Annotated in this window: 10 protein-coding genes; 8 read left to right on the top strand and 2 right to left on the bottom strand. The window is 42.9% G+C overall.

Going from position 1 to position 14,037, the window contains the following annotated elements; all coding sequences use genetic code 11:
- Positions 1 to 41 precede the first annotated feature (41 nt).
- Both AB6D80_RS09100 and AB6D80_RS09095 read left to right on the top strand, forming a co-directional pair.
- A complete protein-coding gene (locus AB6D80_RS09100) occupies positions 42 to 2,018 on the top strand; it encodes an McrB family protein (protein ID WP_372188352.1) in 1,977 nt (658 codons plus the stop codon).
- A 4-nt stretch (positions 2,019 to 2,022) separates the two neighbouring features.
- The gene (locus AB6D80_RS09095) at positions 2,023 to 3,408 is read left to right on the top strand and encodes an McrC family protein (protein ID WP_372188350.1); all 1,386 of its coding nucleotides are present in this window, start codon (positions 2,023 to 2,025) and stop codon (positions 3,406 to 3,408) included.
- Positions 3,409 to 3,593: 185 nt separating this feature from the next.
- On the opposite strand, the gene AB6D80_RS09090 is transcribed toward AB6D80_RS09095, so the two are convergent.
- A complete protein-coding gene (locus AB6D80_RS09090) occupies positions 3,594 to 4,853 on the bottom strand; it encodes an adenylosuccinate synthase (protein WP_009846877.1) in 1,260 nt (419 codons plus the stop codon).
- A gap of 119 nt (positions 4,854 to 4,972) precedes the next feature.
- Between AB6D80_RS09090 and AB6D80_RS09085 the strand changes: the two genes are divergently transcribed.
- Both AB6D80_RS09085 and AB6D80_RS09080 read left to right on the top strand, forming a co-directional pair.
- Positions 4,973 to 5,884, top strand: a complete 912-nt coding sequence (locus tag AB6D80_RS09085) for a LysR family transcriptional regulator (protein ID WP_017104384.1) — start codon at positions 4,973 to 4,975, stop codon at positions 5,882 to 5,884.
- 193 nt (positions 5,885 to 6,077) lie between these two features.
- Complete coding sequence (locus AB6D80_RS09080) at positions 6,078 to 6,992, top strand: LysR family transcriptional regulator (protein ID WP_009846875.1); 915 nt, start codon at positions 6,078 to 6,080, stop codon at positions 6,990 to 6,992.
- 67 nt (positions 6,993 to 7,059) lie between these two features.
- Here AB6D80_RS09080 and AB6D80_RS09075 read toward each other — a convergent pair whose 3' ends face one another.
- Complete coding sequence (locus AB6D80_RS09075) at positions 7,060 to 8,577, bottom strand: arylsulfatase (protein WP_372188368.1); 1,518 nt, start codon at positions 8,575 to 8,577, stop codon at positions 7,060 to 7,062.
- A 373-nt stretch (positions 8,578 to 8,950) separates the two neighbouring features.
- Here AB6D80_RS09075 and dmeF point away from each other — a divergent pair, with 373 nt between their 5' ends.
- The 4 genes from dmeF (at position 8,951) to AB6D80_RS09055 (ending at position 13,986) form a co-directional block, all read left to right on the top strand.
- Complete coding sequence (dmeF, locus tag AB6D80_RS09070; protein WP_372188348.1) at positions 8,951 to 9,973, top strand: CDF family Co(II)/Ni(II) efflux transporter DmeF; 1,023 nt, start codon at positions 8,951 to 8,953, stop codon at positions 9,971 to 9,973.
- Positions 9,951 to 10,367: a MarR family winged helix-turn-helix transcriptional regulator gene (locus AB6D80_RS09065; protein WP_017099853.1), complete on the top strand. Its 417-nt coding sequence runs from the start codon at positions 9,951 to 9,953 to the stop codon at positions 10,365 to 10,367. The genes dmeF and AB6D80_RS09065 overlap by 23 nt, the downstream gene beginning before the upstream one ends.
- Positions 10,368 to 10,980: 613 nt before the next feature.
- Positions 10,981 to 12,705, top strand: coding sequence for a methyl-accepting chemotaxis protein (locus tag AB6D80_RS09060; protein ID WP_371695514.1), 1,725 nt, complete (start codon positions 10,981 to 10,983; stop codon positions 12,703 to 12,705).
- 282 nt (positions 12,706 to 12,987) lie between these two features.
- Positions 12,988 to 13,986: a DHH family phosphoesterase gene (locus tag AB6D80_RS09055; RefSeq protein ID WP_372188346.1), complete on the top strand. Its 999-nt coding sequence runs from the start codon at positions 12,988 to 12,990 to the stop codon at positions 13,984 to 13,986.
- Positions 13,987 to 14,037 lie beyond the last annotated feature (51 nt).

Raw genomic sequence — 14,037 nt, 5'->3', positions numbered from 1 at the left:
CCTATAGAGTGCAGTTGTAAAAATGTTAGTGTGGTGAACAGATGAGTAATGATTACTTTACGCAAAAGCACATTGAATTGTTGGCTAAATGGCAAGGTCAAAAAAGTGATAAAGATAATCCGGAACAGAAAAGTGACTCTCAACAGCTAAAACAAGCGTACGATATTGTTGCTAGGTGGGCTGAGGCTGTACAGCAGAAACTGTTTCCGCAAGGTCGTGTAAAGATTAGGCGCAGCCCAGTCAATCAAGGTGGTAATTTTTTTCCGTATTTATGGGCTAAGATCTATCCGACATTAGAAAGCCCTGAATCATTAGCCTATACAGTACATATATCTACTGATGAATTTGCAGTAAAGATTGACACAATAAATGCACCTACTTCTTTGGTTAAGGAATATAGCAATCTGCGAGGTGATTACGCTAACTCTTCGATTGTTTCATGCCTTAACCACAACGACGCTCTAGTTATGGACTTTGAAGAGTTAGTCGAGTGGACGAATAATTCAATTACCAATTTTGGTTACACATATGATGACGTAGTTAGAAAGTTAAATTTGCTGGACGCTGAAACTAATATCGTGAAGGAAGGAAAGTTCAAGATCTACGAAGTAGCTGAAAATGTGCCACTCAACCAAATTCTCTATGGGCCTCCGGGAACTGGTAAAACTTACCATACAATTGAAGCTGCGGTAAAAGCAGCTGAGCCTGATAAATATGCCGCACTTGGTATTGATTCAGAAAAGGGAGCAACCGAAGAACAGCGTCTGAAATTGATTGAAAAATACCAATCACTTAGCGTTGTTGGTCGGATTCGGTTTGTTACTTTTCATCAGAGTTATGGTTATGAGGAGTTTGTTGAGGGATTGAAAGCAAACTCGGAAGATGGTGAAATTTCTTACGATGTTGAGAAAGGGGTCTTTCGACAAATATGTGATGAGGCTGCAAAGCATACAACGGAAAAGGCAGCATCAAAAGCTCATAGCTTTGACCTGTGTTGGCAGGTGTTTTCTGAACAATTAGCTGAAAAGGACAGTATTGAAATTACGATGTCTCAAACGTCTTTTCGTGTCATGGATTTTAATGCTAAACGCATTTTCTTTGAGAAAAGTAATGGTAAACAAGACCACACTCTTAGCATCAATACACTGAAAGATATCTTTGAAGGCTCACGAGATTATACATCGGGTCTTGGAGTTTACTATAACCCGCTAGTTCGTTACTTGAAGGGGTTGGTGGCAATTGAGCAGCAACCAGCCATAAAGCGCCAAAACTATGTATTAGTGATTGATGAAATCAACCGTGGCAATATCTCTAAGATCTTTGGGGAATTGATCACTTTGATCGAACCATCAAAGAGAAAAGGTGCTGATGAAGAGTTGGAGTTACAGCTTCCACTATCTCGTATTGACGAGAAGTTTTCTGTTCCCGATAACCTTCACATCATAGGCACAATGAATACGGCTGACCGTTCGTTAGCGATGATGGATACAGCATTACGTCGCCGTTTTGACTTCGTAGAGATGATGCCCAGAGCAGATTTGTTTAGCGACCATTGTATAGAATGGCACGGACAGAAGATCGACTTAAAATCTTTACTTGAAGCTCTAAACAAACGTATTGAAGTACTATATGACCGTGAACATACCCTTGGTCATGCTTTCCTATTCCCAGCCTACAATGCGGCAAAAACAGGTGAACATAAACTCGCGTTTGATGAGCTTAAAGCGGCGTTTAAAAATAAGATTATCCCTCTACTTGAAGAGTACTTTTACGAAGACTGGAACAAGATACGCTTGGTTCTTGGTGACAGCTTAAAAGAAGGTGATAACGAAAGCCTACAACTTATTGAGGTCAATAATGAGTCATATACCGAGCTGTTTGGTGCTGATCACGGCTTAGAGCTTTATGAGGAAAGTAAAACCACCTATCAAATGAAGCCCTTTGAATCCGTTGATTCTATCTGGAACAAAGCCGAAGCCTATATTGGTATTTATTCTCTCAATAGCGTGAAGGACTAACCCGTTGAGGGCAAATAAAGAAATTACGCTGTTTGAATTTGATTGCCTAGTCAGTGAAGAAGGCGCAAAACAAGCGGCTTATACATCATCTGAGTATTCACACATTCAGGTGATATCTAATATTGCTTATGACTACCTTAAATCCCTTTGTTTAAGTGATGAGAGTGAAAGCAAGCTGCTGCAACTGCGTCGTCGCCGCAATATGGAAGTCCTACAAGTCCAAAACTACGCAGGGGTGATCTTTACACCAGACAGGACCCAAATTGAAGTACTGCCTAAAATTGGTAAGGGTTTTAAAGGTGAGGAGACAGACAATGATGAAAGTACCTATGACAAGGCTCGAAAATCGTTATTGATTATGTTGAGAGCGCTAAAAGGCTTTTCCCATATTCAAACCTCAAGCGCGAATATCGCAAAACAGAAAATGCCGCTGTTAGAAGTGTTTATTAGCCAGTTTTTAAAATCGGTTAATGCATTAGTGAAACGAGGCTTGAAAAGTGACTACGTTCGCCGGGAAGATAACCTAGCCTTCTTGAAAGGTAAGCTTGATGTCGGTAAACAGGTAAAGCGAAATTACATCAATAAGCACAAGTTCTACTGTGAATATGATGAGTTCCTACTTGATCGCCCTGCTAATCGCTTGCTTCATTCAGCTCTTCTAAAAGTGAAAACCATCAGTCGTAGTGCAGCCAATCAAAAGCTACTCCAAGAACTAGAGTTTGTTTTCAATGAAGTTCCTCAAAGCAGTGATTACAAGTCAGACTTTAACAATGTAAAACTCGATAGAGGGATGAACTACTATCAAGTGCCATTGGTGTGGTGCAAGCTGATATTAGAGGGCTTTTCTCCACAAACGATGAAAGGTGAGTCACATGCCGTTTCTTTGCTATTCCCAATGGAAAAGGTCTTTGAAGACTACGTCGCTAAAGTATTAAAAGATCAGCTTGCTGTGAGTCACCCCAAACTTACTGTAAGCACTCAAGTTAGCGGAGAACACTTGGCTAGGTATGATGGCCGAGATAAATTTAGCTTACGCCCAGACTTGATCATTAAGGAAGGGAGCACCAATCAAGTCGTGCTTGATACGAAGTGGAAATTACTCAATACCAAGTTAAGTAATTCAAATATCTCCCAATCGGATATTTACCAACTGTTTGCTTATTCAAAAAAATACCTTGCGGATGATGAAAGTGGACAGGATGTAGTGCTTATTTACCCTAGCCAAGATAACTTTGATGAAGCCCTGCATTTCCCCTTTGAATTGGGAGATAAGCATAAACTTTGGGTCGTACCATTCGATATATCAGAGAAGAAACATACGGGCATCAGGTGGCCATCAGCTTTCCACTTGCCCTCTAGTATTGAAGTTCTTCAACAGCAATCAAACTAATGCGAGTGGAGTTGTTGTAAGTATTTAACTCAATGCATGAGTGGCCATGTTGATATCAAGAGTGACGGCACTAGGCGGCACAATGTCGTTCAAATTCATAGTTTAAATAATTTTATGACATTTGATTTTTATCAATGAGTATTTCAGCCTAAACAACCGCTTTAGCTGAAATACTCGATAGAGCTCTAACCTCGAATGATCATTTGCTCACGCTCAGGGCCTACTGATACCATCACGATTGGCACGCCCATCAACTCTTCGATACGCGTAACGTAATCTTGTGCTGCTTGAGGAAGGCTCTCAAACGTGCGGCAGCCAGTGATGTCTTCATCCCAGCCAGCCATATCTTCATATACAGGCTTTAGTTCAGCCGTTTGTGGCCAAATCGGGTTTTCAGTGTGCTCACCAGAGTAAGCGGTACAGATCTTAAGTTCAGACAAACCAGACAGGCAGTCAATCTTAGTCAGTGCGATTTCCGTTGCAGCTTGTAGGTCAACGCCGTTGCGAGTTGCTACCGCATCAAAGTAACCCATATCACGTGGACGACCCGTCGTTGCGCCGTATTCGTTAGAGCTTTCGCGGAAGCTATCTTGCTCTTCCATTGCTGTCACTAGCGTGCCAGTACCAACAGACGAACTGAACGATTTAGCAACAGCAATAACTCGCTCGGGGCGAAGGGCAGGTAAGCCACTACCGATACCCGCGTATGCAGCGGTTACATTTGAAGATGTCGTCCAAGGATATTCACCGTAAACAAGGTCGCGACCTGCACCTAACTGAGCTTCGAACAGTAAGTTCGCGTCTTGCGATTGCAGTGCTTTAAGCGGCTCAGTTACGTTGCAAATGAATGGGCGCCAAGCTTTAGTCACTTCAAGTAACCATTCTGTCATTTCAGAAGCAGTCTGAGAGAAGTCACATTGTGGGTATAGCGCTTTAAGTTGAGGCATCTTCCAATCAAGTAAGAATTGAATGCGTTGCTCCAAAATTTCAGGTTGATTCAACCAGCCAACAAGAATGCCTTTCTTCATCACACGATCGCCGTAAGCGGGTGCAATACCTTGACGTGTTGAACCGTAAGCACCATCGCCTAAACGTTCTTCTTCAAGTGTGTCTTCAAGCGCGTGTAAAGGTAGACAAAGTGTCGCACGGTCTGAAATCGCCATTTTCACTTTGATGCCAGCTGCTTGTACTTCTGCAATCTCTTGAGTTAGCGCAGCAGGGCTGATCACCATGCCAGGGCCAAGAACTGCCGTACAATCAGGATTAAAAATACCACTAGGCAGTTGATGCAGTTTGAATGTACCGAAGTCGTTTACTACGGTATGGCCGGCATTGTTTCCGCCTTGAAAGCGAATGCTAGCAGAAGCTTGGTCTGCTAAAAAATCAACGATACGGCCTTTGCCTTCGTCGCCCCAGTTTGCGCCTACAACAACAATAGATGGCATAATTTTTCTCCTGACTGATTGAGAAATCATGTTAGGCCTACAAAGTGGATAAGAGAAATTAATTATCTTTATTATCTTGATAAGGATTTCATATATAATGTAAAAAACCTGGGAGGGATATGATGCTCGATATTAATTTGTTGAAGACGTTTGTGACGCTAGCGGAATATAAGCATTTCGGAAAAGCAGCCAACGCACTGCATATGACACAACCCAATGTGAGTTTGCACCTAAAACAACTGGAACAACAAACACGCATCAAGTTGATAGAGCGAAGTCCGTTTCAACTGACTCAAGCAGGTGAAAGGTTACTAGAGACAAGTCAAAGAACATTACTCGAACTGCAGATTTGTCAGGCCGATCTCAACGCCATTAACGACCTTAAAATAGGCACGTTAACTATTGCCGTGAGCGACATCATCTCTCGATTCTTGCTAATTCGCCCGTTCCAGAAGTTCAAAGCGCAGTATCCGGGTATCGACCTAACGCTACTGAACACTACGTCATCTCAAGCATCGAGTTTAGTTAAGAACGCTCAGGCGGATCTTGGTTTTGTGATTGCGAAAGAGCAACACAACGAGTCGCTCTATTTTACTAAGCTTCAAGAGCTTTCATGGTGTGCGTTAGGCGATGGCTTCGACATGCAATACTCTGATAGCAAGACAGGAAACGAGGTTAAAGATGACGATATAGAGACAGAACTCACCTTGATTCTACTTGGCCACGATACGAGAACCCGTGACTTCATTGATGAAGGTTTACCAAGCCTTAATCTACCCAATCATAGAGTCATGGAAGTAGGGAGTGTCGATGCTCAAATCGACTGGGCAGAAGCTGGGTTTGGAGTGGCCATCATTCCTGAGTTTGCGATATCCACTAAGCAGTATTTGAATTCAAAGGTTACGCCATTGACCAATTTCTCTAGCACCAGCCTAGGCTATATCGTGAGGCAGAATCAAGTCTTGTCTAAAGCGACCAAGCAGTTATTAGGCTGGGTTAATGATGAGATTACTCTGCTACAAAGCAAATAAACGCCATCACTGACTTAGAGTTACCTGAGCCTGCCAAGTGTGGGCTTTTTGTGTTCTGTTAATCATCGTTTCTAGCATGTTAATTCGTAGGTGACTTCCCAAAATAAAAGGGTCGCTAATGAAGTGCTTGGTTGATACGGTATAATTCAATGATATGAAAGTTAATTTAGTACGCGAGTTTGGTAAATAGAACATGAAAAACACTGATTTTAGTCTGATCCCGTATTTTGTTGTCATGATGGAAGAGCTCTCTATCTCGAATACCGCGAAACGTTTTGGCGTTACTCAGCCCGCAATTAGTAAGGCGCTTAACCGACTAAAAGAAACCTATGATGATCCGTTGTTTGTGAAAACAAAGGAAGGTTATAGACCGAGCAGTTTTTGTTATGACATCTACCCTCAGATAAAACAGGCCTACGATGCCTTTGAATCGACTTTTCCAAGTAAGCGAAAGTTCGACCCAACAAAAATTGAAAGGTCGTTTAATGTCGCTTGTATTAGTGGTGCAACTTATTCATTGATGAAGCGTGTATCCGATATCCTCTATGCGGAAACGCCAGATATAGGTCTTCATATTGACCCTTACTATACCGCAGACATCGTTCTAGACCTTCGCCAACACCGATATGATTTGTGTATAGTCCATACGCCTATCAACGATCCGGCAATGGAATGTATTCAGCTCTCTAACGAACCTATGGTGGTTGCTTATGATAAAAACCACCCTAGATTAGGGAACGAGATTACGTTGGAAGAATACCTTGAAGAGAAGCATGTTCTTCATAGTATGTGGGATACCAAAGAATCGCCGTTAACCAAAACCAGTAAGTATGCGAAAAGTAGAAAGGTTGCACGAAAGGCGCCTGGCCCATTTGAAATGCTTGATATGGTAAGAGGGACGGATTGGCTTTGTATTAGTCAGAAATCGATACTTGAAAGGTATGGCTTGCTGGATGATTTTAAGCTGTCGCCTTTACCGTTTGAATCGGATCTTGGTACTGAATATCTGGTGTGGCACAAGAGTCGTAATGCAGATATGGCGCATTCATGGTTTAGAAAAAAGATTGTTGATGCCTCACAAAAAAAGCCCCAGTGGGGCTTTAATTAGTCAGTTATCTTTAATGGTCGGTAGCCGGGTTATCTAGCTGTTGCTTCGCTGTTTAACCCTTGCTCCGCTATTTCGCGTTTTGTGCTTGCATCTGCTGAATCAGCTTTTGCATTTTTAGCGTGTTGTAATTGATGTCTGCGGCACTGAAGCCTTGGCCTTGTTGCATTGGGTAATCGTTTAGAGAGCCCATAAACTTAATCACTTCTTGAGACATTGGTACGAATAACCACATGTTGTCTACCATCCAACGAGTGTACATGCCAGATTCTTTCGCTGCGGTTTCAAACGGGTCCATACGTAGGTTTGTAATTGAAGCCCAAGCAGGAGCTTGACGGATAGCCGATTGCATTGTGCCTTCCATCATAGCGAAGCTTGCTTTCCAATCGTTCCAACGAAGCGCATTGAAGTCACCGTTTGCAGAGAAGTAGAAGATAGTTTCACGGGGTGACTTTTCAGCCTCTCCTTCAAAATATGGCATAAAGTTCGAGCCATCTAAGTGAACACGCCAATCTGTATTATTTAGAGAAACACCTTCTTTAAGGTCTTCAACGATAGAGTCATTACCGGCAGCAGCAGCTAGTGTCGGTAACCAGTCTTCTTGAGACATTAGCGCATTAACCGCAGAGCCAGGTTCGATTACACCAGGCCATTTCACGATTTGTGGAACACGCATGCCGCCTTCGTAAGTTGTGCCTTTCTCACCGTGGAAAGGAGATGTACCGCCGTCAGGCCATGTAAACTTTTCTGCACCGTTATCGGTAGAAAGGATGACAATCGTGTTGTCTGCAACTTCTAAGCGTTCAAGAGTATCAAGCAACGCGCCCACGTTGTCGTCTAATTGAGCCATACCATCAGCGTAGATGCCTTGACCTGAAATGCCGCTGTAATGTTCGTTCAGACGAGTCCAAACGTGCATACGAGTCGAGTTGTACCAGATAAAGAACGGCTTATCTTCTTTTACAGATTTCTCCATGAACGTGATAGCCGCTTCGGTAAAGTCCTCATCGATGTTTTCCATACGAGCACGAGTCAGTGGACCCGTATCTTCGATTTTGCCATCAGAGGTTGCTTTAATAACGCCACGAGGCCCGTAGTTCTTTCTGAATTCTGGGTCTTTTGGGTAAAAGTAGGTTTCAGGCTCTTCTTCCGCGTTTAAGTGGTAAAGGTTACCAAAGAACTCATCAAAACCATGGTTTGTAGGAAGGTGTTTGTCTTGATCGCCTAAGTGATTTTTACCGAATTGTGCCGTTGCGTAACCTTCTTCTTTAAGAGCATCACCAATGGTAGGAGCCCAGTCAGGAATTCCGTGTGCAGAACCTGGCATACCGATAGTAAGTAGGCCGGTACGGAATGGGTGTTGACCCGTCACGAACGAAGCACGGCCAGCCGTACAAGATTGTTGTGCGTACATATCCGTAAAAATAGCACCCTCATTAGCAATACGATCGATGTTCGGCGTTTCATAGCCCATCATTCCACGGTTGTATGCGCTAGTGTTGTAGTAACCAAGATCATCTGCCCAGATAGCAAGAATGTTCGGTTGGTCTGCCGCAACGACGCCTTGAGCAACGCTGAGTGCGCTCATTGCTAACACGGTTTTGGTTAATTTAGTCAAGGTAATGTCCTTTCTTTAGTTTCTATCTGTTTAGAAAGAAAATACCAATTTTGTATTAACTCAGAGGACTACTGGGTATGAATTCTAGTTACTTAGAAGAATAGTGGAGCCGTGATTAGGGCTAGTGTTTTACTCAAAATCAGAGACCTGCCCAGAGTTTACTTCTTGATTAAGTGAGCCTTATTCATTTTCGTCCCATTTCGAAAATCAAATTCGCCGTTGACAAACTTTGATGATCAAACTAAATTTCAACCAGTTGCTTTGATTATCAAATTACTTGTCAATCAAAGGGATTTTGCTAACAACGATTATCTAACCACAAATACAAGTTAAGGACGCCATTTTGAGTTTTCCAACACGTCACCAACACAACTTTTCTTCACATAACAGCCAAGGTGAGAAACGCACGTTCTATGTCCTGTTATTGACCGTCGTTACCATGGTTGTCGAAATCGTTGCGGGTACCATTTATGGTTCAATGGCATTGCTTGCCGATGGTTGGCACATGGGAACGCATACTGCAGCGTTTGGTATCACCTTATTTGCATACCGATATGCGAAGAAACATGCCGAGAGCGAACGTTTCTCGTTTGGTACTGGCAAAGTCAGCGTGTTAGGGGGCTACACCAGCGCGATTGCATTGGGTATTGTGTCATTATTGATGCTGGTGGAATCAGTGCATCGCTTGTTTAACCCACAAGCGATTCAGTTCAATGAAGCGATCATCGTTGCTTGTATTGGTTTAACCGTGAATGTGGTAAGTATGTTTTTACTCGGCGATCACCATCATGATCACGGACACGAACATGGCCACGATCATAGTAACAATCATAGTAACAATCATAGTAACAATCATAGTAAGAATCACGGTCATTCACATAGCCATGATCACGACAGCGACCATAATCATAAGCATGGTGAGCACCATCATGACCATAACCTACGCGCAGCCTACATGCATGTGTTGGCGGATACGTTGACTTCACTGTTGGCCATTGTTGCGCTGCTGTTTGGTAAGTTTTACGGTTGGAACTGGTTAGATGCAGCAATGGGAATGGTTGGCGCATTTGTGATTGCTAAGTGGACGATGAACCTTATGAAACAAACCAGTCCAATCCTGCTTGATGAGAATATCGACCAAGATTATCGCGACTCAGTGACCGAAACCTTAACGCCTTATGCGTCGGTCACCGATTTCCATATGTGGAAGGTGAGTGGGCATCACTATTCAGCAGCAATTACTCTTGAATCAAACAGTGATAAAACCGTGTCTGAATATAAACAAATGCTCTCCAAGTTTGATAAGATTAATCATCTTACTCTTGAAGTGCATTCAAACGACCATGCGAAATATAGAACAGCTTAACCAAATACTGACTGAGTTCTACGATAAAATGTCTTCGTGGGAGCAGTCTGTTGTCAAAGAGACGGGTTACTCCCTGGCTCAAGTACACACTATTGAAGTACTTGGTATGCATGGCGCGTTAAGAATGAAAGAGCTCGCTGAAAAGCTGGGCATCACCACGGGTACATTGACCGTTCAAATCGAAAAGCTGGTTAAAGCCGAATTGATTGAACGCCATGAACACCCAACGGACCGTCGTGCAATCGTGGTTGCTCTAACTGATGAAGGGCAGAAGATTCACGTTCACCACAATCAGCTTCACTTGAACCTAGTTAATGAATTAACGCAAGACATCGAAGAAGATGAGAAAGTGGTATTACTGAAGTGCCTATCTAAGATGGTAAAAGCGTTTTAGTCAGCCTTAAGTTCAAACCCTAACTTATTAGCTGCAAAGCGATTGATTAAGAAATCTAAAAATGGACCTGACTCGAATTGAGTAGGTCCATTTTTTCGCCGTTTTCTCTCGACTATACAATCACTAATCGATGGACTCATCGTTTCAAAAAAAAGTCAAAACCTCCCAATATTGCTCTTCGTTCTTGCTCCGCTGATGAGCCAAAAAAATGTCATTCACAGCCGTCAGATCATTAATTGCCCAAACTGTTTTAATTCAAAGCCTTAATAGCAAGGCGTTCAGCTATTTATACCCCGTCAAATATCTGTCTCTCACTTTTATAATTCTATTAATGTACATGTAACTAAAATGTGTGATTGATTGATTTATCGTTAATGGGGCGGATCTTTTTTGTTTGAATGTATTGATGATGTCACTACTGGCGGGCAGGGCCGCTACAAAAATTCAACCCCATTACTGATAAAAAATCATAACAATAACTCGATCGCACTAGCCGCATATCCATGCTTTGATGCGATCAATTAGATACTTATAGTTAATTTAGTAAAGACGAGCCATGTATATGAATATAAAGAAAAAGCTCTATTCGTTGGGGGTGTTCTCCATCTTCGGCATGATTTCATTGTTGTTTACCACATCTCAATTTGCGGACACCACCGCTAAAATGAGCGAAGCCAAACAAATTACCAAAGAACTTGAAGTGCGACTGCTAAACCTTCGTCGTAACGAGAAAGATTTCTTACTTCGCAGTGATCTGAAATACCTCGACAAATTCGACGTAAATTACAAAAAATTCTTAGCGTCTGAATCTGAGCTTAATGCTGTGCTGAATGATCTGGGTTTGGCCAACAGTACGCATTTGCGTGAAGATATCGAAACGTACCACACAAGCTTTGTTAACCTTGTTAAAGCCAGCCAAGTGTATGGACTAGCACGAGACAAAGGATTGTTAGGGGAATTTCATGCTGTACTCGATAACATAAGTGCTTCAGCAAGTGCTGAACAAAAAATTGAGCTGTATCTCTTCAATGATCTGATCGAGAAGGGTGAGTTCGACCCAAGTGTTCTGTCTATTACTTCTAATGCGGGTGGCTCAGCTGCTTTGATAGAAGCAGCTCGTCAAGTCGTAGATCAGAAACGAGTGATAGGGTTAAAACATAACGAAGGGTTATTAGGGCAAGCGCGCACAGGTTCGCACGTTATCGAGACTCAATTCAAAGAATTCTCGGCCGTGTTAGATCAACAGGCACAGCAAGAGATGGATAAACTATCGCTGATCAACAACACACTTTGCGTCACACTGTTAGTGGCGATCATTCTATTCAGCTGGTTAATCGTCCGTTCAATCATCGGTAAGATTGAATCTCTACTTACTGTGATCCGTAATATTGTCGACTCGAACGACGTGTCTATTCGTGCGACGGAGAATGGCAAAGACGAACTCGGTAAGCTAGGCGAATACTTCAATCAACTGCTAGATCAGCTTGAAGGGTTGATAGCAACGTCTCAATCTAAGTCGCATCAGTTGACACAAAGTACGTCGAGCATGCATGACGAGCTTGAATCGGTCATCAAACAGTTTGAAGTTCAAGCAAATCACACCTCAACAATGACAACTTCAGTGCAAGAGATGGTACTGACTATTGGGGAAATATCAGAAAGTACATCGGTTGCCGCTGAAGGCGTTCATCAAGCGAAAGTGAATGCCGACAAAGGTCGTGAAGTGGTGGTTGATACCATCAATAACATTACCCAGTTGTCTGAACGCCTTTCAAGTAGCCAAGATTCGATTAGTTCTTTGAATCACCATGTCGATCAAATTGGCAGTGCCGTTAACATTATCCAAGGTATAGCGGAACAGACTAATCTATTAGCACTGAACGCAGCCATTGAAGCCGCTCGTGCTGGTGAGCAAGGTCGTGGCTTTGCCGTTGTTGCGGATGAAGTCCGAGCGTTAGCAAGCAGAACGCACCAATCAACCACTGAAATCACCAGTGTAGTAACTGCAATCCAGAGCCAAATGAATGCTTCTATGACAGAGATTGGCGAGTGTAATCAACAAGGCCAGCTGACACTTAAAGATTCAGAAGAACTGGATGCAAGCTTGCAACTGATCTTGAGTGATATGGAAAGCATTCAAGGCAACTCAGAACGTATTGCTTCAGCGATTGAAGAGCAGGGTGCCGTAATGACACAAGTGAGTGACTCAATTACTGAGTTGAATACCATCTCGAATGATAACAACGCTTCGGCGCAGCATTGCTTGGTCGAAGTCGATAAAGTAGCTGAGCAAGCGAACGATATGGATCAAGCGGTAGCACAGTTCAAGACGTCATAAGACTGCTAGAGCAAGTTAGAAACCAAATATGTTAAGTATTTGAAACCCAAGGCGTGAGTTCTTAGAAAGCAAAGGCGTGAATTATTCGCGCCTTTTTTGTGCCTGAAGAATAGGCAAGTGCCTGAATCGATAGAAATAAGAATAAGGCATTACAAAATAGACTTAAGTATCTGTGGAATAAAACTAAAATAATGACAGACTAACGATGAACGAACGCATTGACGTGAGCCATATCTTTGGCGCGTTTCAAATAAACGTTAAATCTTACGGAAGAGGAACAGCATGCACTACGACGTATTCAATGGAGACGCAGACGGTATCATCTCGTTGCTACAACTGCGATTAAGTGAACCAAGAAAAAGCGTACTCGTTAGCGGTGTAAAGCGTGATATTAAGTTGGTTTCTCAAGTTGCCAGTCAAATCATAGAGCCGGGCAATCCAAATGATGTCTCTTCCGTTACCGTTCTTGATGTGTCGATGGAGAAGAACCTGCCAGCATTGCACTCACTGTTAGATGCCAACATCGATGTGTTTTACTGCGATCACCATCGAACAGGGGACGTGCCAACCTCTGAGCATTTAGACACTCTGATAGACACCTCGGCAGAGAGTTGCACGAGTTTATTGATTAACCAGAAGCTAAATGGTGCACACGTAGCTTGGGCAATCGCGGCGGCCTTTGGTGATAATTTAAAAGTAGTGGCCGCACAGTTAGCTGATGAAAATGGATTCGAACAATCACAAATTGAGTTCTTAGAAGAGCTAGGTACCTTGGTTAATTACAACGGCTACGGCACATCATTGAGCGATCTACATTTCACGCCAGTTGAGCTCTACCAAAACCTTTATCAATACCCGAACCCGTTCGATCTTATGGATGACAAAGGCTCCGTGTTCTATCAATTACGAGCGGCTTACCAAAATGACCGCCAGCAACTATCAAACCTTGCCCCTGTTTATGAAAGTAAAGTCGCACGTGTGTTTGAACTGCCCGGTGAGACTTGGGCAAGACGTATCAGCGGTGTATTTGGCAATGAGATCGTGAATCAAGATCCAAACCGAGCGCAAGCAGTATTAACGAAAAACCAAGATGGCGAATCTTATACTGTTAGCCTAAGAGCACCACTATCCAATAGAACAGGCGCAGATGAAATTTGCTCTAGCTTTGTAACTGGCGGAGGAAGAAAAGCAGCGGCTGGCATTAATCAACTTAGCGAACTTGATAGAGGGAATTTCATTTCACTGTTGGACGCTTATTATTCGCCGAGTGTTGAGCGCTAACGAAAATAGTAGCGAGAGTGAATAGGGTAAAGAGAGGCCATTTGGCTTCTT

Origin of the sequence: Vibrio sp. 10N.247.310.17, assembly GCF_041466605.1 — a bacterium.
Classification (GTDB): domain Bacteria; phylum Pseudomonadota; class Gammaproteobacteria; order Enterobacterales; family Vibrionaceae; genus Vibrio; species Vibrio tasmaniensis_A.
Note: the sequence above shows the minus strand (reverse complement) of the source record. Positions and strands in the feature narration are given on the sequence as shown.

Coding starts and splice junctions, on each gene's coding strand:
- AB6D80_RS09100 (WP_372188352.1), top strand. CDS start 42: ATGAGTAATGATTACTTTACGCAAAAGCACATTGAATTGTTGGCTAAA.
- AB6D80_RS09090 (WP_009846877.1), bottom strand. CDS start 4,853: ATGCCATCTATTGTTGTTGTAGGCGCAAACTGGGGCGACGAAGGCAAA.
- AB6D80_RS09085 (WP_017104384.1), top strand. CDS start 4,973: ATGATGCTCGATATTAATTTGTTGAAGACGTTTGTGACGCTAGCGGAA.
- AB6D80_RS09080 (WP_009846875.1), top strand. CDS start 6,078: ATGAAAAACACTGATTTTAGTCTGATCCCGTATTTTGTTGTCATGATG.
- AB6D80_RS09075 (WP_372188368.1), bottom strand. CDS start 8,577: ATGAGCGCACTCAGCGTTGCTCAAGGCGTCGTTGCGGCAGACCAACCG.
- AB6D80_RS09065 (WP_017099853.1), top strand. CDS start 9,951: ATGCGAAATATAGAACAGCTTAACCAAATACTGACTGAGTTCTACGAT.
- AB6D80_RS09060 (WP_371695514.1), top strand. CDS start 10,981: ATGATTTCATTGTTGTTTACCACATCTCAATTTGCGGACACCACCGCT.
- AB6D80_RS09055 (WP_372188346.1), top strand. CDS start 12,988: ATGCACTACGACGTATTCAATGGAGACGCAGACGGTATCATCTCGTTG.